This is a genomic window from Pseudomonas sp. IT-P12, assembly GCF_949767465.1.
In the GTDB taxonomy this organism is placed as follows: Bacteria; Pseudomonadota; Gammaproteobacteria; order Pseudomonadales; family Pseudomonadaceae; genus Aquipseudomonas.
On sequence record NZ_CATKPY010000021.1, the window covers coordinates 362,879 to 386,331 of the forward strand.

Annotated in this window: 22 protein-coding genes; 7 read left to right on the top strand and 15 right to left on the bottom strand. The window is 63.5% G+C overall.

What is annotated here, in order from left to right; translation table 11 throughout:
- Positions 1-188 precede the first annotated feature (188 nt).
- A complete protein-coding gene (locus ACM6IM_RS10655; protein ID WP_192301681.1) occupies positions 189-635 on the top strand; it encodes a cupin domain-containing protein in 447 nt (148 codons plus the stop codon).
- 36 nt (positions 636-671) lie between these two features.
- On the opposite strand, the gene ACM6IM_RS10660 is transcribed toward ACM6IM_RS10655, so the two are convergent.
- From ACM6IM_RS10660 to ACM6IM_RS10670, 3 genes are all read right to left on the bottom strand, one after another.
- Positions 672-1,274 (bottom strand): DUF4157 domain-containing protein, encoded by a 603-nt coding sequence (locus ACM6IM_RS10660; RefSeq protein WP_201189190.1) that lies wholly within the window; start codon positions 1,272-1,274, stop codon positions 672-674.
- 243 nt (positions 1,275-1,517) lie between these two features.
- Positions 1,518-1,859, bottom strand: coding sequence for a hypothetical protein (locus ACM6IM_RS10665; protein ID WP_414865099.1), 342 nt, complete (start codon positions 1,857-1,859; stop codon positions 1,518-1,520).
- A 34-nt stretch (positions 1,860-1,893) separates the two neighbouring features.
- The gene (locus ACM6IM_RS10670; RefSeq protein ID WP_414865100.1) at positions 1,894-2,835 is read right to left on the bottom strand and encodes a catalase family peroxidase; all 942 of its coding nucleotides are present in this window, start codon (positions 2,833-2,835) and stop codon (positions 1,894-1,896) included.
- Positions 2,836-3,049: 214 nt separating this feature from the next.
- Between ACM6IM_RS10670 and ACM6IM_RS10675 the strand changes: the two genes are divergently transcribed.
- Positions 3,050-3,670 (top strand): helix-turn-helix transcriptional regulator, encoded by a 621-nt coding sequence (locus ACM6IM_RS10675; RefSeq protein WP_192301685.1) that lies wholly within the window; start codon positions 3,050-3,052, stop codon positions 3,668-3,670.
- Between the two features lie 12 nt (positions 3,671-3,682).
- Here ACM6IM_RS10675 and ACM6IM_RS10680 read toward each other — a convergent pair whose 3' ends face one another.
- Entirely contained in the window at positions 3,683-4,786 is a 1,104-nt protein-coding gene (locus ACM6IM_RS10680) for an FAD-dependent monooxygenase (RefSeq protein ID WP_414865101.1), read from the bottom strand.
- 184 nt (positions 4,787-4,970) lie between these two features.
- On the opposite strand from ACM6IM_RS10680, the gene ACM6IM_RS10685 reads away from it, so the two are divergent.
- Both ACM6IM_RS10685 and ACM6IM_RS10690 read left to right on the top strand, forming a co-directional pair.
- Positions 4,971-6,020, top strand: coding sequence for an NAD(P)-dependent alcohol dehydrogenase (locus tag ACM6IM_RS10685; protein ID WP_192301686.1), 1,050 nt, complete (start codon positions 4,971-4,973; stop codon positions 6,018-6,020).
- A 74-nt stretch (positions 6,021-6,094) separates the two neighbouring features.
- The gene (locus tag ACM6IM_RS10690; protein ID WP_414865102.1) at positions 6,095-7,282 is read left to right on the top strand and encodes an MFS transporter; all 1,188 of its coding nucleotides are present in this window, start codon (positions 6,095-6,097) and stop codon (positions 7,280-7,282) included.
- Positions 7,283-7,298: 16 nt separating this feature from the next.
- Here ACM6IM_RS10690 and ACM6IM_RS10695 read toward each other — a convergent pair whose 3' ends face one another.
- From ACM6IM_RS10695 to ACM6IM_RS10725, 7 genes are all read right to left on the bottom strand, one after another.
- Entirely contained in the window at positions 7,299-7,700 is a 402-nt protein-coding gene (locus ACM6IM_RS10695) for an ExbD/TolR family protein (protein ID WP_192301687.1), read from the bottom strand.
- A gap of 1 nt (position 7,701) precedes the next feature.
- Positions 7,702-8,427 carry a MotA/TolQ/ExbB proton channel family protein gene (locus ACM6IM_RS10700; protein WP_414865103.1) on the bottom strand — a complete coding sequence of 242 codons (726 nt, stop codon included), beginning with the start codon at positions 8,425-8,427 and terminating at the stop codon, positions 7,702-7,704.
- Between the two features lie 82 nt (positions 8,428-8,509).
- The gene (locus ACM6IM_RS10705; RefSeq protein WP_414865104.1) at positions 8,510-9,319 is read right to left on the bottom strand and encodes an energy transducer TonB; all 810 of its coding nucleotides are present in this window, start codon (positions 9,317-9,319) and stop codon (positions 8,510-8,512) included.
- 74 nt (positions 9,320-9,393) lie between these two features.
- The gene (locus ACM6IM_RS10710; protein ID WP_414865105.1) at positions 9,394-10,455 is read right to left on the bottom strand and encodes an ABC transporter substrate-binding protein; all 1,062 of its coding nucleotides are present in this window, start codon (positions 10,453-10,455) and stop codon (positions 9,394-9,396) included.
- A gap of 56 nt (positions 10,456-10,511) precedes the next feature.
- On the bottom strand, positions 10,512-10,898 hold the full coding sequence (locus ACM6IM_RS10715; protein ID WP_371047727.1) for a 2Fe-2S iron-sulfur cluster-binding protein: 387 nt from the start codon (positions 10,896-10,898) through the stop codon (positions 10,512-10,514).
- A gap of 19 nt (positions 10,899-10,917) precedes the next feature.
- Positions 10,918-12,639 (bottom strand): FAD-dependent oxidoreductase, encoded by a 1,722-nt coding sequence (locus ACM6IM_RS10720; RefSeq protein ID WP_414865106.1) that lies wholly within the window; start codon positions 12,637-12,639, stop codon positions 10,918-10,920.
- Positions 12,632-13,624, bottom strand: a complete 993-nt coding sequence (locus ACM6IM_RS10725; protein ID WP_414865107.1) for an ABC transporter substrate-binding protein — start codon at positions 13,622-13,624, stop codon at positions 12,632-12,634. Before ACM6IM_RS10725 ends, ACM6IM_RS10720 begins: the two co-directional genes overlap by 8 nt.
- 297 nt (positions 13,625-13,921) lie before the next feature.
- On the opposite strand from ACM6IM_RS10725, the gene ACM6IM_RS10730 reads away from it, so the two are divergent.
- Positions 13,922-15,145, top strand: coding sequence for an MFS transporter (locus ACM6IM_RS10730; RefSeq protein WP_414865108.1), 1,224 nt, complete (start codon positions 13,922-13,924; stop codon positions 15,143-15,145).
- Positions 15,146-15,276: 131 nt separating this feature from the next.
- On the opposite strand, the gene ACM6IM_RS10735 is transcribed toward ACM6IM_RS10730, so the two are convergent.
- From ACM6IM_RS10735 to ACM6IM_RS10750, 4 genes are read right to left on the bottom strand one after another with little or no spacing between them, the layout of a single operon-like run.
- Entirely contained in the window at positions 15,277-16,299 is a 1,023-nt protein-coding gene (locus tag ACM6IM_RS10735; RefSeq protein ID WP_371047723.1) for an aldo/keto reductase, read from the bottom strand.
- A gap of 46 nt (positions 16,300-16,345) precedes the next feature.
- A complete protein-coding gene (locus tag ACM6IM_RS10740) occupies positions 16,346-18,136 on the bottom strand; it encodes an ABC transporter ATP-binding protein (protein WP_414865109.1) in 1,791 nt (596 codons plus the stop codon).
- Positions 18,133-19,128 carry an ABC transporter permease gene (locus tag ACM6IM_RS10745; protein ID WP_414865110.1) on the bottom strand — a complete coding sequence of 332 codons (996 nt, stop codon included), beginning with the start codon at positions 19,126-19,128 and terminating at the stop codon, positions 18,133-18,135. Before ACM6IM_RS10745 ends, ACM6IM_RS10740 begins: the two co-directional genes overlap by 4 nt.
- 3 nt (positions 19,129-19,131) lie before the next feature.
- Positions 19,132-20,109 (bottom strand): ABC transporter permease, encoded by a 978-nt coding sequence (locus tag ACM6IM_RS10750; protein WP_371047720.1) that lies wholly within the window; start codon positions 20,107-20,109, stop codon positions 19,132-19,134.
- Positions 20,110-20,474: 365 nt separating this feature from the next.
- Here ACM6IM_RS10750 and ACM6IM_RS10755 point away from each other — a divergent pair, with 365 nt between their 5' ends.
- Positions 20,475-22,064 (top strand): ABC transporter substrate-binding protein, encoded by a 1,590-nt coding sequence (locus ACM6IM_RS10755; RefSeq protein ID WP_414865111.1) that lies wholly within the window; start codon positions 20,475-20,477, stop codon positions 22,062-22,064.
- A gap of 68 nt (positions 22,065-22,132) precedes the next feature.
- On the top strand, positions 22,133-23,341 hold the full coding sequence (locus tag ACM6IM_RS10760) for an SfnB family sulfur acquisition oxidoreductase (protein WP_414865112.1): 1,209 nt from the start codon (positions 22,133-22,135) through the stop codon (positions 23,339-23,341).
- Positions 23,342-23,453: the final 112 nt, after the last annotated feature.

A 23,453-nucleotide genomic window follows, 5' to 3' on the forward strand; every position in this document is an offset into this window, starting at 1 on the left:
TTTGGAATTAGCTTAGGCGACGTTTTGCTCGCGCTTTTGTACCGCAACGTATCCCCGGAGGTGGCGGCCAACTCCCGATACAAAAGCCCCCAGGCTCGACACGCGGCAGATACACCGCGCCCTCCTAATGAAGTCACCGCACACGCGGCCCCTCAACCCTTCGCCGTGCTCTTCCAGGAGAACAAAAAATGTCTCGATTCAAGACTCGTAAAACCGCTGGCGTCTTGGGTGCTGCCCTTGCTGCGAGCATCGCACTGGGCGCATTCGCTGGCCTCACCCATGCCGAAGACGTCAAGGCCGCCAAGAGCTGGCAGACCGGCCTGCACCGCACGGACCTGTTGCGCGGGGACCTAGGGGCCGCCGACCGCGAAGTCATCCAGGTTCGTGTGGACTTCGAGCCAGGCGTCGCGGCGCCCAAGCATTCCCACCCCGGCGTTGAAATCGCCCACGTCGACAGTGGCACGTTCGAGTATCAGCTCGAAGGCCAGCCGCCCGTGACGCTGAAAGCGGGCGACTCGCTGTTCATCCCGGAAGGGGTCGCCCATACGGCGAAGAACGTTGGCTCGACCACCGCGTCGGAACTGGCGACCTACATCGTGAAGAAAAATACGCCGCTGTTGATCCTGTCGAAATAAGCGACGTTTGTCGCAGGAGGCGCTCAGGGCGTGGGGTCATTGCGGACCACGTCCCGCAGCGGCCTCTTCGCGCATCACCCGCCCCACCTCGATCTGAACGGCGTAGGCCGGTTCCTCCACGGCGTTGAAATCCTGCGTGTAACGCTGGGCGAACCCTTCGACGCCCCACGTCTGGTACTGCTGCACATGCTTGAGTTCATGGGCCCAGAGCGCGATGTTCTGCTCGGCATCCCGAGGGGCTCGAAAAATGATCACGTCGATCAGCGTCACCGCGCCGATATCCGGGTTCTGCAGCATGGCATTGGCGGCGTTGAACTGGCCGTTATCGCTGATTCTGTAGCGCACCGCGTCGAGCACAGGGGCGTCATACCAACGCAGCAGTTGCTCGCGGACAGCCGGCGGCATCGGTTGAACACCGGCGTTGACCGCTTCGGTGCGCGATTGGGTCAGCCACAACGCCAGGGCTGGCGCCGCCACCTGATAGATACCCTCGGGCACGCCCGCGATTTTGCCCAGGTCGGGCAGGCAAAGGCAGCCGTTCAGGCACACCTGTTTCTCGCCTGACGGGCAGGCGCTTTCTTGAGCCGAAACTGAAAGGCTCAGGCACAGCGTCAGCATTGGCAGCAAGTGCAGAGTCATGGCAGCGCAGGTTCCTGCTCGGGAAGGCGGCAGTGTGTCGTACAGCCCAAGGTTAGCCCCGAACTGAGCTCCTCCCAAGCCTGCAACCTGTCATCAGGCTCGACGCAACTGGGTTTCACCAGGCATCTGCGATGACGTCAGTTCACTGGACGAAAAAAGCCCCACGCCGAAAACCGGCGCAGGGTCAAAATGGTTGGTTGCGGCCAACCAAAGGAGCTGGGTGAAACGTACTTGCGGCCGAGGTCAGATACAGTCCCGGGCCACGCGCTCGAAGCTCGACGGCAAGACATTCGAGGCCAGCGGTTGGCGGTCGTAGATAAACACCTTGCCGCCCTTCCCGGCCTTGTGCGCCTCCAGGACCTTGTCCGCCGACACCCTGCTGGGCACCACGATCCGATAACTGCGCTGGCTCTGTGAAACGCTCGGGGTCAATGCGCTGTCCTGCAATTTCGGTACGACGCAGTCGGCGTACTCGGCAGGCGTCTTGCGGGTCTGCAGGGTCAGGGTCGGGTCGTTCGGCGCGCAGGCACAACCCGCGAGCAACACAGCGCCAAACGCCATGGCCGTCACGCGTAAAGGATGCATGGATCTGAGCCTCGGGATAGCCAGTGGTGGTTGATCAGCTCGCGGCTTCGTCAGCAGCCTGACGACGCGCCAGCGATACGCTGTACGCCGCGCTGCGCGCCAGGAGTACCGGGTCGTCCGACGGTTCGATGCCTTCGGGCAGGCGCATCGGGTCGAAGACGCCCTGGTTGCACAGGGCATCGGACGTGGTGGTGCGGATGCTCAGGCACCCGAGCTCAAGGCGAGCGCCAACGTTCTCGCTCCAGGGCTGCGACGGATCGACCAGCGAGTCGTCCGGCCCGGCGGGCTGGATGTACAAGTTGAATTGCACCGTGCCGGCCTGTAAACGCGACTCAAGGTCTGTCGCCAGAAAGGCATCGGGCAGGTTGGCTTCCTGCTCCTCATTGAGATAAACCGTACCTGCCAGCGGTTCCATGACCAGCCGGCCCCACACCCCCTCCCCGCGGCTGTTGACGAAGCGGAAGGCGTGCGTCGAGAAATACGCCGTCGTGGCGTAGGACGCCGGTGCCGGGTGAGCGGCCAGCAGACGGGGCTGGAGTTTGCCGTCAGGGAAGCTGGCTTCATACGCCTTGATGTTGTCGGGATCAGGCTTTTGGGTGGCCGGGTCGGCGACGCGTGCCTGCAGGAACGCGACAAACGAGGCCGGTGTCGCGGCGAAGAACACCGGCTCGGAGATCATCATCAGGTCGTAGGCTTGCGAGTCATTGCTCAGGTGCACTGACAAACCGCGCACGGTGCGACTTTTATCGGAAACGTTCGGATTGCCACCGCCGACCGAAAAGCGCAACACGGCAGGCACCTCGCCCTGGGAAAACAGGCTCGAGCGGACCCACTGCGGTGCGTTCGGCGAGGGCGTGAATTGACCGGTCGCGCAGACCCCCTTGGCATGAGAACTTCGTGCGGCCTTGTGTTTGCCGAACACGGCATTCAGTGCATCGATCATTTCGGCAGGACGGGCGTTTTCGTGTGCGTTCATTGGTCTGGGCTCAGGAAAATCAGGCTTGGCTTCTTCGCGACGTGCTGCTGAAACAGCAGAAGTCTTGCGCATTGGCGTTAGGTTTCAGGGTTTCGCCAGGCCAGTCTAACGAGCTTACGCGATTAATGACAATACCAATTGTCATTAATCGCGTAAGCCCATTTCCCCGACGGGATTGCTATGATCGGCACTTTGTAACCACAAGGGTTTTTTCGTGACCACGAAAAACGACATCCTGCGCCTGTTGCAACGCGAACCGCTCACCGTCGTGCAGCTGTGCTCGCACCTCGACGTCACGCGCAACGCCATCAACGTGCAGTTGCGCCAACTCGAAGCCGAAGGGGCGGTGCGCCGCGCCAGCGTCAAGCAACGGGGAATGCTGGGCAAACCACCGGTGGTATACGAGGCGGCACCGGGCAGCGAGGACATCGAATCGAGCGCCTACCGCCTGTTCCTGCGCGGGCTCCTGAAAGTCATGCAGACACGCATGGACGAACAGCAGATCAGTGAACTGCTCGACGAAACCGGTCGTCACCTCGCCCGTGAAGCCGGCATCGCCACACCGCGGGATTTCCAGAGTGGCCTGCAGTCGGCCATGGCGGCGGCCGACGCGCTCGGCGCCAGCACCGAAGCCCATGCCCAGGAAGAAGGCGTCATGGTGCGCAACTACACCTGTCCGTTGGGCGGTGCCGTGCGTGACCAACCTTGCGTTTGCCGGGCCATGGCCTCGTTCTTCTCCGAAGCCACCGGGCAACCGGCCGCAGACCAGTGCCTTCGCGGAGAACGTCTGGTGTGCCAGTACCTGATCACGCGGCCGATGGAGAGCGGGGCCTGAGCCCCTTCCCGGTTACAGCGAAGCCAGCAGCGGCGTGTAGCTGCGTTTATAGAGGCGGTCGCCCAGCCACCTGAGGATGACGTTGCGGGCAGGCGTCGGCAGCGTGCGCATCTTGTCGCGCGCGACACATTGTTTCTGCACCCAATCCACCCTGGGCTTGCGTCTCGCGCTGTAGGACTGCAACGCCGACGCCACGTCCTGATGCGCCGCGAGGGCTTCGGCCAGCGCCAGTGCATCCTCGAGGGCCATGCCGGCGCCCTCCGCCATGCTCGGCGATGACGCGTGTGCCGCGTCGCCGATGAGCACGGCGCGGCCACGATGCCAGTCCTGCATCACCACCTGCTGGATACTGCCGAAATGCGTGTCCTGCCCGGCCTGGGCGAGCAATGGCAACAGCGGCTCGGCGAAGTCAGCGAACAGGCTTTCGAGCGAGGCGTGCCGGACGCGATCGGCGTCCGCTTCGGCCAGTGCCATGTCGGCATAGACGTAGACCTGTTCGCGGCTGACAGGGATGGCCAGCAAGGTGCGCCCCTTGCCCAGCATCGCCGTCCAGCCGTCGATGCCCGGGCTGTTGTGCGTGATGAAGCGCCAGCAGACATTGCCGACGTACGACGGCTGTACCGCCGGGAAGATCATCCGGCGAACCGTCGAGTCGATGCCGTCGGCGCCAATGACCAGGTCATAGGTGGCCGTGGTGTCGTCGGAGAAAGCCACTTCGCACGCCTCGGCGGACGGCGTCATGCCGGTGATCGAAACACCGAACCGGGCCCGGGTGCGTTCCAGCGCGCCACGCAGGATCGCGTGCAGCGTATTGCGCGGCAGCGACAGGCAAGGCCCGCAATCCCGCCAGAAATCTTGGGTATCGGTGACGGTCAGCATTCGTCCACGCTGATCCATGATGCGTTGCGTGTTGATGACCGCCGCGACAGCGCGCACCGACTCCAGCAGCCCCAATTGCTCAAGGGCCCGGCCGGCATTCCCCGGCAGATAGAACCCCATGCCGCCGGGCGTTTCATCCTGGCGTCGTTCGATCAGGTCCGGTTCCAGGCCCTGGCGTTCCAGGGCTCTGGCCATGGCGAAGCCGGCAATGCCGCCGCCCACTATCAGTATCCGCATTCCCGTGTCCTTTAGCCTTTGAACATAAGCAATGACGCCATCATAACCTGCAGAAATGACAACCCGTGCCAGGGGACCGGCCAACACTCATAGAATCAGGCAAGCAATCCACAGGAATGGTCTACAGCGAATCCGCGGCATGGGCAGAAAATGGGCATCCGACTTACTCAATCAGGAATTTCCCATGCTTGTACACGCCTACGGTGCCCATGCAGGTGACAAACCCCTTGAGCCCATGCAGATCAACCGCCGCACGCCCGGCGCCCATGACATCCAGATCGATATCGCGTTTTGCGGCATTTGCCATTCGGACCTGCACCAGGTGCGTGCGGAGTGGGCAGGCACGCAATTTCCCTGCGTACCGGGGCATGAAATCGTCGGTCGCGTCGCCGCAGTCGGCGCCCATGTGACGGATTTCAAGAAGGGCGACCTGGTCGGTGTCGGCTGTATCGTCGACAGCTGCAAACACTGCGACGACTGTGAGTCCGGCCTGGAAAACTACTGCGACGGCATGGTCGGCACCTACAACTTCCCGACCCCGGATGCGCCCGGCTGGACACTCGGCGGCTACGCGCAAAACATCGTGGTGCATGAGCGTTACGTCCTGCGCATCCGCCATCCCGAAGCACAACTGGCCGCCGTTGCGCCGCTGCTGTGTGCGGGCATTACCACCTACTCGCCACTGCGGCACTGGAACGCCGGGCCGGGCAAGAAAGTCGGCGTGGTCGGCATCGGCGGCCTGGGTCATATGGGCATCAAGCTGGCGCATGCCATGGGTGCGCAGGTCGTGGCCTTCACCACGTCCGAGTCCAAACGTGAGGCGGCCCGGCAACTGGGCGCCGACGAAGTGGTGGTGTCGCGCAACGCCGAAGAAATGGCCGCGCATGCCAAGAGCTTCGACTTCATCCTCAACACCGTCGCCGCGCCCCACGACCTCGATGCGTTCCTGGTACTGCTCAAGCGCGATGGTGCGTTGACGCTCGTGGGCGCTCCCGCCTCGCCGCATACCTCGCCGAACGTGTTCAACCTGATCACCAAGCGCCGCACGATTGCCGGCTCGATGATCGGCGGCATTCCCGAGACCCAGCAGATGCTGGATTTCTGTGCCGAACACGGCATCGTCGCCGACATCGAGCTGGTGCGCGCCGACCAGATCAACGCGTCCTATGAGCGCATGCTCAAGGGCGAGGTGAAGTACCGTTTCGTGATCGACAACGCCACACTCGCCGGCTGAAGCCCCTCGATAAAAACACCCCTTCCCCGCGCCCCCGCTCCAGGGGGCGCGATGCTTTGCGCAGGATTCAAACCATGACCCATCACCCCCGACAATCATGGGGCGCGGTATTCGCCATGTCCCTCGCCGCCTTCGTTCTGGTGGCCTCGGAGTTCATGCCCGTCAGCCTGCTGACGCCCATTGCGGCAGATCTGCACGTCACCGAAGGACAGGCCGGCCAGGGCATCGCCATGTCCGGATTGTTCGCCCTGATCACCAGCCTCCTGATCGCCTCGGTGGCAGCGCGAGTCAAGCGCAAACCATTGCTGCTGTCGCTCACGCTGCTGATGATCGTTTCTGGAACGGTGGCGGCGTTCGCACCGAACTACACGACATTCATGCTCGGCCGCGCCCTGATCGGCATCGCCATCGGTGGTTTCTGGTCGCTGTCGGCAGCCACCGCGATGCGCCTGGTGGCCGAAGATCAGGTCACCCGGGCGATGGCCATCGTCAATGGCGGCAATGCCCTGGCGACGGTGATTGCCGCACCGCTGGGCAGTTTCCTCGGCGCGCTGATCGGCTGGCGCGGGGCGTTTTTCTGTATCGTGCCGGTCGCGGTCCTCGCCGGCCTGTGGCTCTTGATCAGCTTGCCAACGATGAAAAACACCGCCAGCGCCGGCAGCGCGAATGCCTTGCGGTTGATGAAAAGAGTGCCGGTCGCGCTGGGCATGGTCGCGGTCAGCGTATTTTTCATGGGCCAGTTCATGTTGTTCACTTACTTGCGCCCCTTCCTTGAAACAGTCACCCACGTCAGTGTGTCCATGCTCTCGCTGATGCTGCTGGTGCTGGGGTTGGCGGGCCTGGCCGGCACCTTCCTGATCGAAGCGTTCCTCAAGGTCGGCCTGCATCGCACCCTGATCGTCATCCCGGTGCTGATGGCCATGATCGCACTGGCCCTGGTGTCCTTCGGTAGCTCGGCGATCACCACCACTGTCTTGCTGGGAATCTGGGGGCTGGTGGCGACGGCAGCGCCAGTGGGTTGGTGGACATGGCTGGCGAAAACGCTGCCGGACGATGCAGAAGCGGGAGGCGGCTTGATGGTCGCCATCGTCCAGCTCGCCATCGCGTCTGGCGCGACCGTGGGCGGCCTGGTGTTCGACTTCAGCGGCTACCGCGCGACCTTCGAATTGAGTGCCCTGTTGCTGGGGGCGGCGGCGGTTCTGGCGTGCCTGTCTGCACGTGCCGCGTTGCGGGGCACGCCTGCGGTGGCGAACCCGGCATGAACCGCCGCTCACGTCCCTACTTCGCGGTAATCACTGACAATTTGGTGATTCCTGCCCGTTCGATCGACGCCATGGCCCGCGCCACTTCGCCGTAGTTCACCCCGTTATCCGCCTGCAACTGGACACGCAGGTCGGCGTTTTTTTCCCTGGCGGATTTGAGGTTGGTTTCCAGCAGGTCCGGCTGAATCTCGTCCTTGTTGATGAACAGCTTGCCCTTGTCGTCGATGCTTACCACCAGCGGGTCTTTCTGTTCCACCGGTGCCACCGCTTCGGTCTTCGGCAGGTTGATCGGGATCGAGTTGGTCAGCAGCGGCGCGGTGACGATGAACACCACCAGCAGCACCAGCATGACGTCCACCAGGGGCGTGACGTTGATTTCACTCAGCACTTCATCGCTGTCTTGGGTGGAAAAAGCCATCTCAGGACGCCTCCTTCACTGTTTGCCCGGTCGCGGTGGCGGCGGATTTTTTGTGGGCCGGATGCAGCAGTACGCGGAAAGCGTTCTTTTGCGCCAGGCTGTAGAAGTCGTGGGCGAAGTCGTCGAGGTCGGCAGCCGTGAGTTTCAGGCGCCGCAGGAAGTAGTTGTAGACCAGCACCGCCGGGACTGCGACGGCGATCCCCACGCCGGTGGCGACCAGAGCGGCGCCGATGGGGCCGGCCACGGTTTCCAGGCTGGCCGAACCGGCCGCGCTGATGCCCTTGAGCGCGGACATGATGCCCCAGACCGTACCGAACAGGCCGATGAAGGGCGAGGTGCTGCCGATGCTGGCGAGAATCGCCAGGCCGGTTTCCAGCGAGCGGCGCTCACGCACGATCTGCTGGCGCAGGGCGCGCTCGAGGCGGTCCTGGTGATTGATCGCCTGGCTCAGGTCGGTGGCCTGCGCGCCGTCCGGCACCTGGATCGCGGCGTACCCGGCCTGGGCGACACGGGCGGCGGCACCGGGTTGGTCGTGGGCCAGTTCCGCGGCGGAATCGAGGCTGGAAGCGGCCCAGAATTGTTTGTGGAAACGCCGGTCCTGATTCTTCAGGCGGGTGAACTGCACGCCCTTGAGCAGGGCCAGGCCCCAGGTGGCGACAGAAAAGACAATCAGCAGCCAGATGACCGCGTGTTCGATGGATTCGAAAGGGGAAGCGATGAGGTTCATGGTCGGCACTCCAACAAGGCATTAGTCGTTTGTTGCGATGCGCCTTTTGTCAGGTGGCCCGCGATGTCAGTCAGCAATTGCGTCATTTGATCTTGAAGTCGATGGGCACGCTCACCCAGCCGTCCTGGGCGACATCGCCCTGCTTGGCCGGGACGAAGCTCCAGCGTTTGACCGCAGCCAGTGCGGCGTCATCGAGCTGGTCGCGGCCACTGCTTTTCTGGATCTGGATCTCCCCGGGCTTGCCGCTGGCCAGCACGTGCACGCGCAACAGCACCGTGCCTTCCCAGCCACGACGCATCGCCAGCGACGGGTATTCCGGGGCCGGGTTCTTCAGGTATCCGGCACTCGCCGAGGCCGGGGTCACCGGTTTCGGTGCGGGCGGTGCCGGAGGTGCGGGCGCGGCGACAGGAGGCGCCGGAACCGGTGGCGCGGGCGGTTGCTCCAGCGGTTTGGCCACCGGCTTGGGCACCGGTTTCACCACCGGCTTGGGCTTGGGAACCGGTTTGGGCGGTGGTGGCTTGACCGCCAATTCATCCTCCACCGGTAGCGGTGGCTCGACGACGGGCTGCACGATCGGCTCGGGCGGTGGCGGCTCCACCACAGGCGGCGCCGGCTGCGAGAACTCGATGGTCATGGGCGGAATTTCCGGCGGCACGATAGGCAGCGCCGGCGTCGGTGTGTTGTTCACCCAGACGATCACGGCACCGTGCAGCACCAGGGCGAACACGCCGAGCAGCGCCGCTTCACGACGGCTCAGTATGCGTTTGGGCGTGCTGTGCAGGCGTGATTGCGACAGTGGGCCGAGGTAGACCCGCCCGAAGTCGAGCAACTCACTGCCCGGCGCTTGACGCCAGGGCGCATTCAGCGTCGGGACGGTTTGGACATTGCCCATTTTTAATCCTGTCAGTGTTCAGTGATGTCGAAGAGAAACGCCGGCCCCAGTCCGGCGTGTCCATGCCGCCGGTGTCAATCCAGCACGATCTGGTCCTTGATTGCCTGGGCCTGCTGCAACGGCGCCGGGTCTATCCAGCGGTCGAAATCGAAGTCCTTGTCGATGAAGCCTTCGGCGAGCAGGAAGTCCTTCTGCCGGCGCAAGCCTTCGACGTAGACCTCAGACAGCGTCGGCTCGAATGCCAGATGCACCTGCTCGCCGAACGCCAGTCGCACGCTCGCCTCGTCGGTGGCAGTTTCGGCGGCGATGGTGGTGACCACCTCCTGCGGATGCGTCTTGGCCCATTCGTGGGTTTTCAACAGCACCGCCAGGTAACGCGCGACGATGTCCGGCGAGTCGATCAGGGTCTGACGGTCCACGGTGATCGGCCGTGGCGAACCGGCGCTCAGGCGCAGCAGCGGATCCTCCTGCTCGTTGATGTTGATGATCGGGCGCAGCCCCTGGGCCAACGCACGGGCGCTGCCGGCGCCCTTGATGAAGATCGCGTCGACCGTGCCGTTGAGCAGCGCCAGGGTCGGGATGGCGTGATGGTCCTCCCGGGTCCTGGAGACTTCCTTGAGGTCCCATTCCGGCGCGGCGATATCGACGAATTCCACGCTGTCGCGGGGCACGCCGCCCAACTGCAATGCCGTCAGCAAACCGCGCAGGCCTTCGGCGCGACCGACGTCCACCAGGTCACTGGCCGCCTTGCGCACCACGCCGAGCTTGCGCCCGCGCAAATCCGCGACGGTGTGGATGTCGCTGTCGCCCCGCACGAACACCTGCTGTTGTTCGTCGACCCAGGTGATCCCCACTACGACGGTGTCCTGGCCCAACGACCGCGCCCAGATCGGCGGCACGTTTCCGCCTTCGCGGAAGCTGCCGGCCAGGCTGTGGCGGAAATGCGATTCACGTACGGCCCGGTCTTCGGAAGCACGGATCGAGTCGAGCTTGATGCCGTGACGGGCAAATTCGTTTTGCAGCCAGTGCTTGTGCTGGGCGATGCCCGAGGTGGTCGGCACCGGGCAACGGGTGTACCAGATTGCCGTGGGCTGTGTGTTGGTTTCCGGTGCGGTTTTGCGCAAGGCTTCAGACATGGTTCAACTCCTGAAAGGGTTCACGGGGTGATTGGAAATGCAATCCCGACAGGCAGTCAGGTGGTTGTTGGAATGCGGTGCCCGGTGGCCGCTTTAGCCACACGCTCGGGCTTGACTCTGACGAGGCTGAGTTCGACGACCGTGTCGTGCAGCGCCAGCTTGGGCTTGGCCGGTTCGATGCGTATGCCGTCGTGCAACGCCACCGTGCAGGCCAGTTTGACTTCGCCGTCGATGCGCATCGCACACAGCTTGCACAGGCCCCGGCGGCACGACAGCGAGTAACCGAGGTTGGGTTCGAACACCCGCTGGGCGTACTGCAACGCGGTACTCACCGACGCCCCTTCCCAGCGGTCGATGCCAAGGCCGAGCCCGGCCGGCGGCGGCAAGCGGATGTCCAGTTGTCGCAGTTCGCCGTCGCGGTACAACGTCAGGTGCATCAGCATGCAACACTCCTTGAAAGCGTCATGGTCGTGCCACCCACGGGAAGGCGACGGTCCGGGTCCGGCGCACCAGCACGCCCCCTTCGTCGTTCACCAGTGAATGGCTGAGCACGCCGCTGTCGGCGTGTTTGTGATCGTGACGCTGATGGGCGCCAATCGAATACTCGCGCCCCCTGGCGCCCAGCAACGCCGACTCGATCACCGTGAACGCCGCCTGACACTCCAGCGCATCGCTCCAGTCACGGTTCCACATCCGGTCAGGGGTGCGGCACGCCAGTTGGGGCAACACGTTGTTCCTGAGGTCGGCCAATTGCGCCAGGCCTTCGTCCAGCGCCTTGGCGCTGCGTACCGGGCCAAGGGCGCGTTCAGCCAGCTGCGAGAGACTTTCCTTGAGCTCAAATGGCGCGATGCCACTTGTGCGTTCGAACGGCGCGAGGGTCACTGCCACGGCTTCGTCAGCGTTCTGTGCCCGACGATCCCGGGCCCGGCGCTCCCGGGCATCATTTGCGGCTGCCTGGCCGGCCACACGGCCCTGCACCAACACCTGCGCCCCGGCATTGCCGGACAGGCGATTGGCGCCGTGCATGGCCCCGGTGACTTCACCGCAGGCAAACAACCCCGGCACACCCGTGGCCGCGCCGGTATCGACCTGCACGCCGCCCAGGGAAAAATGCGCGGCGGGCGCCACTTCGATGGCATAGCCCTGCTTGATCCGCTCCACCAGCGGGGTCATGTCAAAACCTTCCCACTGCCAGTGCGCGCTGATCGAGCGCGAGGTGCTGGGGAAGTTGTCGATGATGTCGTTGGGCAAATGCTTCCACGACAGGTACACCCCGCCGTTGGGGCTGCCACGCCCCTCGTAGACTTCCGTGGCGCTGGCGGCCGACACCATGTCGCGGGTCGCCAGTTCCATGCGCTGCGGGTCCCAGCGCGCCATGAAGCGTTCGCCGAAGCGATTCATCAGCCAGGCATGCACGCCGCTTTGCGGTCCGAGAATCCACGGGAACTGCAAACCGCGCCAGAGCGCCGGAGCGGTCAGGCAGCAGGGCAGAAACTGCATCATTTCCATGTCGATCAGGGTCGCGCCGGCCTCCACGGCCATGCGCTGCCCTTCCCCGGACAACTCTTCCGGCGCGGTGCGCAAACTCCAGTTGGACGTCGCGCCGCCGGTGGCGAGGACGGTGCTGTGGCCATGAATGCTCTCGACCGTGCCGCTGCGCCGGTCCAACCCGAGTACACCGACCACCGCCCCCTCGCGCCGCAACAGTTGCGTCGACTGGAAGTCCTCGCGAAAACTCACCCCCGCCTGCTGGGCAATACGGGTCAAGGCACGCTGCATGTCGACGCCACTGATGTGCACGCCGCGCCCGCTGCTGTGACCGGGGGCGCGACGGTTGACGGTGAACTTGATGCCCCAGTCGATCAGCCGGCGCATCTCCTCGCCGATGCCGGTGACCATGCTCTGCACCAGCTGCTGGTCGTTGAGCCAGGAGCCGGCGACCACGGTGTCCTGCAGGAAGCGTTCCTCGGTATCGCTGGCATCGGCTTCCAGGCCAATGGCGACCAGGCTTTCGCCCGCGATCGAAACACCACCGCCCGAGGTGATGGTCGCGCCGCTGCGCCCCACCAGCCCCTTGTTCACCACCAGCACAGAAGCCCCCGCCTGGCGCGCATGATAGGCCGCGACCAGGCCGGCCGCGCCACCACCGAGAACGATGACATCCCAAGTCACCGCCTCAGTCATACACCCACGCCTCCACGGAGAAATCGTTGTCGATGAAGCCTTCAGCCAGCAGGAAACCCTTGAACGAATCGATCGCCTGCAACCCTGGCGCATCGATCGAGGTGCTGAACTTCAGATGCAGCTCCGGGCCGAATGCACCCTGCACGGCCTCTTCCGATACGCCGATTTCCTGGGCGACAAAGCGCCGGGTCTCATCGGGATGCTGCGCGGCCCATCGGGCGGCTTCAGCCACCGCCTCCAACAGCGACTGCACCAGGTCCGGACGTTCCCGGGCCAGGGTGCCGTCCACCGTCAACAAGCGTGGCGTGCCGTTATTGATGCGGATCGCCGGGTCGGCGTGGACGCCGGTTTCACTGAGAATCACCGCGTTGAACTGATGGGCAAGGCTCAGGCCTTCGGCGCCCTTGACGAAGAACGCATCGATCTCGCCCTTGATCAACTGGGTGATTTCATTGGCATAGGGCAGACGCCGCACAAGCTGGAGCGGGTAGCCCGGCGTGGTGTCGCCCCACTGCGCAGTGCCGGTGGCGACGTCGACAAAACGCACGGCCTCGCGGGCAATGCCGGCAACCTGCAAGGTCGACAGCAAGCCCTTGAGCGCCGTGGCGCGCTGAAAATCAATGATGCCCGGCGGCTGGCGTGGCAGGCCGAGGCGCTTGCCCACCAGTTCGGCGACCGTGCGCACCCCGGAGGACGGCAAAGTGATGACGGCCTGGAATTCGTCGATCCAGTTGATGCCAATCAGCCGCGTATCGCGGCCATTGGCCCGGGCATGGATCGGCGGGATATTGCCGCCCTGGCGAAAGGACCAGGGCTGGGTGTGATCGAAATGACTGGCGCGGACTTTTTCATCTGTGGAGCTTTGCAGCGACTGCAGGCCGACCGACTTTGCCGCGAGCGTGGACTGCAAAAAGCCCAACTTCACGGCCAGCCCCAAGGGCGTCGGCGTCGGGCAGCGGGTGTACCAAAGATTAAGGTCGGTCATAACATTCGCCATTAAAAAGATGACAGCACGTCGCAACTAAGAGCGACGATCTGAAACTACAAACATAATGACGGACGTTGTCGCACGGCATTGAAAAAGCGCTTTATACAAATAAAAACAGCTCATGCCCCGTGCGAGGTGAAACGAGTGTAAAGGAAACTAATTGGCGCCACATAGATCGTTAAGTTCTGAGTTTATGACTGCGTTTCAATTGACAGCAACCGATGCATTGCGCAGATTACATCGCGTTTTCAGCCCTACCTTCTGCTCTGCACTTTGTCTGGATATAACCTATTTATGTCTGCTCTTTCGTTGTGGCTGAATAATTTCACTCCCCTGCAATCCGCGCACACTCGAACTTACCTTGGCGGCCAGTCGGTATCGATGATCGGCATCTGGCTGCAACAAACGGCGATGGCACTTCTGGTGTATCAACTGTCGGACGGGCAGGCGTTTGCGCTGGGGGTCAGTGCGCTGTGCTCAAGCCTTCCCATCCTGATGTTCAGCCTGTTCACCGGCGCCCTGGCCGACCGTTATGACAGGCGCAAGCTGTTGATCGGCTGTCACCTGGTGGAAATCGCCCTGACCTTCGTGATCGCCGCACTGATCCAGACCGGGCAGGTGCAACTGGCGCACCTGTTCTTTTTTGCCTTTCTGATGGGGTGCGTCAACTCGGTGTATTTCCCGACGCAGCAGGCGTTTCTGTTCGACCTGGCGGGCCTGGACAACATTCGCAAGCTGATCAGCATCAACTCGATGATCCTGAATGTCTGCCGCACCCTGGGGCCAACACTGGCGGGTTATCTGGTGGCGCAGGTGGGCATGTCGGCGGCCTTCTGGGCCAACGGCTTGTCGTACTGGGTGGTGATTGTGTCGCTGATGTCCCTGCGTCAGGTCCAGCAACGGCAGCCCGATGCCGGTGAAAAAGTCTCCCTTGGCGAGGCGGTGGCGCATATTCGCCAGACCTTGACCCTGCGCAATATCTACATCTGCAGCGCGGCGCTGACCATGTTCGGCCTGGGCACCCTGGCCCTGCTCCCGGCGGTGGCCCAGGGCGATCCGCAGCGCACCGGTCTGCTGCTGGGCGCTGCGGCGGCGGGGTCGCTGGTGTATGCGTTTTTTCTGTCGCCGGTGATCAGCCACATCCGGCGCATGGGCCTGACGCTGTCGCTGACCCTGGTCTGGATGGGCGGCTGGCTGGTGGTCTCGGCGCTGTCGAGCCTGCTTTTCCTGCAACTGTTCGCGCTGTTCATGTTCGGACTGGCCACCTCGCAGGCGATGGTGACCTGTACCAGCCTGGTGCAGATCCTCTCGCCCGCGACCATGCGCGGCCGCCTGATGGGGTTGTTCAGCATCATCGGCTTCGGCCTGCAGCCCTTGGCCACCCTGGTCGCCGGTTACATGGCCGATCGCCTGGGCGTGGCCACCACCATTGCCTTGTGGGGTCTGGTGGCGGTCACGATTGCCAGCCTGCTGCTGGTACAACCGCAATGGCGGCATTGGAACCTGGCAAAAAACTGATCCCGACACCCACCTGTGGGGCCGGGATCGACATCAAGATTCAGTGCGGGAACGAGCCTGCTCGCGAAAGCGAACCGCCATCGAGCAGCGATATCGCCTGTAAGCCCCTTCGCGAGCAAGCCCGCGTGTCATCAGACCCGCGACTTACGCCCGGCAAACGGATGGCTCGGGTCGTTGTAACCCGGCGTCGAAGAGTGACCGGTGATCACCAGGTCGTCGATAAAGGCTTCATCTTCGGCGGTAAAGGCGTAGTTCAGTGCCGGCACATAATCATTCCATTGTTCTTCGGTACGAGGCCCGGCAATCGCGGAAGTGATCAGCTTGTTGTTCAGTACCCAGGCCAGGGCGAACTGGCCCGGGGTGATTCCGCGCGCCTGGGCGTGGTCCTTGACGCGCTGCGCCAGGTTCAGCGACTCGGGGCGCCATTCGGTCTGGTGCAGGCGCTTGTCGTTGCGCCCGGCGCGAGTGCCTTCGGAGGGCGGCTGGCTCGGATCGTACTTGGCGGTGAGCACGCCACGGGCCAGCGGGCTGTAGGAGACCACGCCAATCCCGTAGTACTCGGCCGCCGGCAGGTGCTCGTTTTCGATTTGGCGGTTGGCCAGGTTGTACAGCGGCTGGCTGGCTGCCGGGCGCTCGATGCCCAGCAGGTCGGCGGTGCGGCTGAATTCGGCGAGTTTCCAGCCACGATGATTGGACAGGCCATAGGAACGGATCTTGCCCGCCCGAATCAGGTCCGACAACGCGCGCAGGGTCTCTTCCACCGGCGTCGTATGGTCCTCGCGATGCAGATAGAACAGGTCGATGTAATCGGTGTTCAGGCGTTTCAGGCTGGCCTCCACCGACTGAATCACGTTGTGCCGCGAAGCACCGCGATCATTGGGGCCCAGCGCCCCCGGGTTCGGGTTGACGAACTTGGTCGACAGCACCCATTGCGAACGCCGCTCGGCGATCAGGCGGCCCACGGTTTCTTCCGAAGCACCGCCGTTGTAGCCGTTCGCGGTGTCGATGAAGTTGATGCCCTGCTCGTACGCCTTGTCGACAATTCGCCTGGCCACCGCATCGTCGGTCTGCCCGCCAAACATCATCGTCCCCAGGGTGATGGGCGACACCTTGATCCCGTTGCGGCCCAGGTTGCGGTACTCGATAGCGCTCATGTTCACTCCCCTAATGGTCTTTTCATTGGTTATTCAAACAACATCACTAAATTGCAAAGCGCGATAACAGCAAGGCCACCGGCAGGTCCTGCCAGACGGCATCGCTGTAGGGCACCGACTCGTCGTCGGCCACCGGATAACGCGGGACCGGCACCGAGCCAATCAGTTTCTTCGTGTAGTCATGGCGGGCGTTTTTCCAGATTCCGTCATGGGCGCCCTCCTCGACGATCTTGCCGTCGTGCATCACCAGCACACGGTCGGCCATGTACTTGACCACCGACAGGTCGTGGGAAATGAACAGGTAGGACAGGCCGAATTCTTCCTTCAGATCCGCCAGCAGATTGAGGATCTGCGCCCGAACCGAGACGTCCAGCGAGGACACCGCCTCGTCGAGGATCACCAGCGACGGCCGCAGGATCAGCGCCCGCGCCACGCCGATGCGCTGCCGCTGGCCACCGGAAAACTCGTGGGGGTATTTCCACACCGCCGAGGCCGGCAGCCCCACGCGCTGGACGATGTCGAGGATGCGCTGGCTGCGCGCCTGGGCCTGTTTCACACCGTGATTCTTCAACACGCCGTCGAGGATGCGATAAACGCTGTGCCTGGGGTTCAGCGACCCGTACGGATCCTGGAACACCATCTGCACGAAAGGCCGGTGGGCGCGCAGCTGTTTCTCGCTGAACGACGCGATGTCGGTGCCATTGAGCAGGATTGCGCCGGAACTGGAGCGAATCAGGCCCAGAATGGTTTTGCTCAGGGTCGATTTTCCGCAACCGGATTCACCCACCAGCCCGAGGGTTTCGCCGGGCCGGATCTGAAAGGACACGTCGTCGACGGCAGTGACCAGACCCTGGCGCGTCTTATACTCGGTGCGCAGGTGGCGTACGTCGAGGATGGGCCGTTGCTCGGCGTCACCCAGCGCGTCACGGACGGTGGGCGCGCGGGGATGGCTCTGCAGATCGAACTCGATCAGGCCGTTGGCGCCGGGGCGCACGTTGATTTCCGGCAACGAAGCGCTGGCGTAATGCGACTCACTGTCCAGGCGCAGCGAAGCACCGAGCAGGCCTTTGGTGTACGGGTGCTGCGGCGCGGTGAAGATCGCTTCGGTGCTGCCGGTCTCGACGATCAGACCGTCGTACATCACCGCCACCCGATCAGCCCACTGCCCCACCACCCCCAGGTCATGGGTAATCAACAGCAAGCCCATGGCGTACTCTTCGCTGAGCTCCTTGAGCAGTTGCAGAATGTGCGCCTGCACCGTCACGTCCAGTGCGGTGGTCGGTTCATCGGCAATCAGCAGGCGCGGCTTGCAGGCCACGGCGATCGCGATCATCACCCGTTGGCGCTGGCCGCCGGACAAATTGTGCGGAAAGTCATCCAGGCGCGCCGCCGCGTTGGGAATCCGCACTTTCTTCAGCAGGGCCAAGGACTCGGCGCGAGCCTCCTGGCGCGACAGGCCACGATGGCGGCGCAGCACTTCACCGATCTGCTCGCCGATGCTCAGCACCGGGTTGAGCGAGGTCATCGGGTCCTGGAACACCATGGAGATCTCGTTGCCGCGCAAGCCACGCATCAGCGGGTCACTGATGCCGGACAGGTCCAGGCCATCGAAATCCACGCGTCCCTCCAGTTCGGCGCGACCGCCGAGCAGGCGCATGATCGCCATCGCCGTGGTCGACTTTCCGCAGCCCGACTCGCCCACCAGCGCCAGGGTTTCGCCCCTGGCCACCTGGAAACTCACGCCTTTGACGGCCTGGTGATCGCCATAGCTGACGCGCAGATCAGCGACCTTGAGCAAAGCCTGGCGGTGGTCGTCAAGGTTGGCTACAGCATTCATGCAGTTCTCCCGCGCAGTCGTGGATTCAGGGCGCTGATCAAGGCGTCGCCCAGCAGGTTCAGGCTGAACACCGTGATCACCAGGGTCAGCCCGGGGATCGCGGTGAGGTACAGGGCGCTGCGCAACATGTCGCGACCGGTGCCGATCATGCTGCCCCAGCTGACTTTGTTCGGGTCGCCGACGCCGAGGAACGCCAGCGAAGATTCGGTGAGGATCGCCGAGGCGACGATCACCGAAGCGGTGATGATGATCGGCGGCAAGGCGTTGGGCAGGACTTCGCGAACAATGATCCAGCGCGTGCTGTAGCCGACGCTGCGGGCGGCGAGCACGAAGTCGGCGCTGAGCAAGGCGCGGAACTCGGCGCGCACCAGTCGCGCCACGGTGTCCCAGGAGGTCAGGCCGATGACGACGGCGATGATGGTCACGGTGGATTGGGTGATGGAGACCACGACCACCACCAACAGGAACGACGGCGTGGTCTGGAAAATTTCGATCAGCCAGGTCAGCAACCGGTCGACCTTGCCGCCGAAGTAACCCGCCAGCGCACCGATCAGCGTGCCGATCAGCACGCTGACCAGGGCGGCGGTCACGCCGACCAGCAACGATACCCGCGCGCCGTGGGCCAGGCCGGCGGCCAGATCACGCCCCAGGGCGTCGGTGCCGAGGGGAAACTGCCAGTCCTCGCCCGGCGCCAGCAGGGGTTGCCCGGCCATGTCCAGTGGATCGCCGGGGTACAACAGCCCCGCCGCCAGGGCGACGAACAGGATCAACAGCAAGATCGCCGACCCCGCCACCGCCCCCGGCGAACGCAGCAGCGCCCGGGTCACCGGCCAGCGGCTGCGATGATCGTCCGAATCGGGTGCAATGGGAACTGCCGACAGCGTGGCGCGGGGCAGCAGGCGCCCCAGCATCGTCGTGCCCAGTTGCTGGCGCCAGCCGGTCAACGCCGCACGCGAAGGTTGCAGGCTCACGTCCTGTAGATCGAGGCTCATGGTTCAGCGCCCTCTCAACCGGGAAGCGATGCGCGGATCAAGTCGAGTGTGCAGCCAGTCCACGAGGATGTTGGCGACGATCACGATGAACGACGACATCAGCAGGATCCCCAGCAACACCTTGTACTCACGGGCCTGCACCGCCTCCAGGGTCAGGCGGCCAATGCCGGGCCAGCCGAAAACGGTTTCCGCCACCGCCGCACCGCCGAGCAGGCCACCCAGGTGCGCCCCGGCCACGGTGGTCAACGGCAACAAGGCATTGCGCAGCACATGGCGCCAGGTGATGCGCCACGGCGACAGACCTTTGGCCCGGGCCGTGCGCACGTAATCCTGGGTCAACACTTCCAGCACCGAGGCGCGGGTCAGCCGGGCATAAATGGCGACGAAGAAACTGGCCAGGGTCAATGCCGGCAGAATGGCGTACTGCAGTTTGTCGACGAACTTGTCCAAACCACTGAGCCCGGCGCCGATCGTGCCGTCGCCGCCGGCCGGCAGCCATTCGAGCTTGACCGCGAACAGCACGATGGCCATCAGGCCGATCCAGAATCCCGGTGTCGAGTACAAAACGAACGCCAGCGAAGACAGCACCCGGTCCGGCCACTTGCCGGCCCACAGCGCCATCACCACCCCCAGGCTGACACCCGCCACCAGGGAAATCAGCAAGGCCAGCCCCATCAGCAACAGGGTATTGGGCAGCCGCTGGGTGATCACATCGAGCACCGGAATGCCGTAACGCGGTGAATCGCCGAGGCTCAGTTGTGACAGGTGGCCGATGTAATCGCCGAACTGCGCCAGCGACGATTTATCCAGGCCGTACTGCTGGCGCAGCAACTGGGTGGTTTCCGCCGTCGCCGAGCCCGCCTCGGCCACCAGGGCGTCCACCGCATCGCCCGGCACGCTCTGCAGCAGGATGAAGTTGAGAATGATCACGCCGATGGCGGTGGGAATGGCCCGGACAATCGCACGGAAGAAAAACGGCATGCGCGCCCCGGAGCGAACACATTGAGTCACGCGTAAATAAAGATTACTGGCCGGCATCAAGTTCTCTGCACACAAGCGAATGGGGCGGGACGGGTTCAACGGCCAACACTAATACAGCAATTTTTAAAGCCGAACACTGAATAAAAAGTTCTAAACTTATTATCTGCCGGGGTTATTGAAACTGCGTTTAACGTTATAACTCGGCCACTTGAATACTTCGGAAACTATCCGCTAGGCTCGCCGCTCTGTTCTGATTCCCAACAGAACAACGACACACCCTCCATTTAATAAAACGCCGCTTTGGTTCTAACCATAGAACCGGAATCAGCGCGCACTCTTATTACTTGCTTTGCGAAAGGTGCAGCATGTCGTTAACCAGAAGGATGTTTATCAAGGATTCCATGATCCTGGCGGCGGGAACCGGCCTGTTGAGCCAGGCATCCGGGGTTTTTGCCGCGGTCGACGGCAAACAGACCCTGGTGGTGTCGCAGTTTCCCGAACCCACGGTGCTGACCAACGCACTCACCACCGACGGCACCATTTACACCGTCACCAGCAAGTTGTTCGACGGCCTGCTGTCCTATGACGCACAACGCCAGCCTGTTCCCCGCCTGGCCACCGACTGGCAGGTCAGCGCCGACGGCCTGGTCTACACCTTCAACTTGCGCCCCGGTGTCACTTGGCATGACGGCCAGCCGTTCGGCTCCCAGGACGTCGCCTTTTCCCTGCAGAACATCTGGCGCAAATTCAACTCGCGAGGCATCACCACGTTCGCCCCGGTGAGCAACGTTGAAACGCCCACGCCATTGCAAGTGGTGCTGACGCTGTCGACGCCAGCGCCCTACTTGCTCAGCGCCTTGTCGTCGACCGATGCCCAGGTCCTGCCCAAGCACCTGTACGACAGCGGCAACCCGCTGACCAACCCGCACAACATCCAGCCGATTGGCACCGGCCCCTTCAAATTCGAACGTTGGGATCGCGGTGTATCGATCAACCTGGTGCGCAACGAACAGTATTGGGACCCCGGCAAGCCGCACCTGGACGCCCTGATCTTTCGCATCATTCCCGACCTCACCGCCGCGTCGGCCGCCCTGGAAACCCAGGCCGTGCAACTGGCCTCGGTGGCCCTGAGCAACGTCAAGCGCCTGCGCGGCATCAGCCAGTTGCAGGTCAGCGAAATCAGTGCGCCCTACTCCCCGGGCCTGGTCGGGTTCGAGTTCAACCTGGAAAAACCGGTCTTCCAGGACGTGCGGGTGCGCCAGGCGTTCGCCCACGCCATCGACCGCGACTTCGTGGTCAAGAACATCTACTTCGGCTACGCCCAGCCGGCGTTCAGCACGATCCCCGCGAGCATGAGCGATTTCTACGACGACAGCGTGCCCCGCTACCCTTTCGACCTGGCGAAGGCCGAGGCCCTGCTCGAGGAAGCCGGGCTGAAAAAAGGCGCTGACGGCACTCGGCTGACGATCTACAACGACCCCAACCCGGCCAACGAAACCCTGCAGATTGCCCACTACCTGCGCAGCAACCTGGCAAAGATCGGGGTGAAACTGGTGATCCGCTCCCAGGATTTCCCCGAGTACGTCAACCGCGTCTACACCCGTCGCGACTTCGACACCACGCTGATCAGCGCCACCGCCGGGCCTGACCCGGTGATGGGCACCCAGCGTTTCTATCACTCGGCCAACTTCAAGCCCGGCATCGCCTTCTCCAACGGCGCGCGTTACGCCAACCCACGGGTCGATCAACTGCTGGAGCTGGGGCAGTCGGAAATCGACCCGGTCAAGCGCAAGGCCTGGTACGCCGAGTTCCAGCATATCGTGCTGACCGACCTGCCGAAGATCCCCATCGTCTCGCCGACCGTGGTGGTGGTGACACAGAAACAGCTCAAGGATTTCTTCAACTCCTCGGAAGCGCTGTACGGCAATTTTGCCGATGCGAGTTACCAGGCCTAGATCCCGCAAGCCCACAGGGGACTGGGATTGGCTGAACCCTCCACCACTGCAAAGGAACAGGACTCACGATGACCGAAGCTCTTCGCACCGCCCACCCCCTGACGGTCGCTCCGCCCGCCAGCCCGGCCCATATCATCCGCAGCGACCAGGAAGCGGTGCAGGTCGCCGAGCGCCTGGCCGCGCAGTTCAAGCAGAACGCCCAAGTGCGCGACGTCGAACGGCAACTGCCCTGGCAGGAACTGGAGGACTGTGCCCGTAGCGGCTTGCTGGCGATCCGCGTGCCGCGCGAGTACGGCGGCGCGCACGTGTCCTACCTGACGTTGACCCGAGTGGTGGCCGCCATCGGCGAGGCCGACGCGTCGATCGGGCAACTGTTGTTGAGCATTGTCCTCGCCAGCAGCGTGATCGAAGCCGTCGGCCGCGAGGAACAGAAACGCCTGTTCTTTGGCAAGATCCTCCAAGGCTATCGCTGGGGCAACGGCCACGCAGAGGGTGGAAGCCTGCCGGCCGGCACGACCCGCACGCGGATCACCCGCGAAGGCGACCATTACCGGGTCAATGGTGCCAAGGCATACTCCACCGGCGCACTGTTTTCACAGTTGATTTCCATCGGTTGCGTGGACGACGACGGCCTGTCGAAAACCGCGGTGATCGATCGTCATGCCCCCGGCCTGACCATCATCGATGACTGGGACGGTTTCGGCCAACGCACCACCGCCAGCGGCACCTTGTTGCTGGATAACGTGCGGGTCGAACACAGCCACGTACTGGATTCGGAACAGGGCAAGACCCGCGCCAACACCTATGGCATTCCCGACCTGTTCCACAGCGCCCTGGACCTGGGCATCGCCCGCGCTGCGTTCAGCGACACCCTCGACTACGTACGCAATCACGCCCGTCCCTATGCGCGGACCGGTGTCGAGGCGGTGGCGGAAGACCCTTATGTGCTGGCGATCATCGGCGACGTGCACACGCGCATTCATGCCGGTGAAGTCGTGCTGGAGCGCGCCGCCGAGCTGTTCGACCAGGTCACTGCCGAACAGGGTCCGGGACCCTCGGCCCAGGTATCGTCGGCACTGGCGGCGGCGAAGATTCTCACCACCGAAGCGGCACTGCTGGCCAGCAACAAACTGTTCCAGCTCGGCGGCGCCAGCTCGACACGGCTCGAGTACGGCTTCGACCGGCATTGGCGCAACGCCCGCACCCACACGGTCCACGATCCGGTGGCATGGAAATTCAATCTGATCGGCAAGTATCACCTGACCCTTCAACGCTGATCCCTTACGCACTTCGACCCCAGGAGGCAAACGCCACTCACACGACCTTGCGCGCTTCACAGGACATGCACCCCCACTTGCCAGGCTAGAACCAGCCAGCGTCGACTCACTA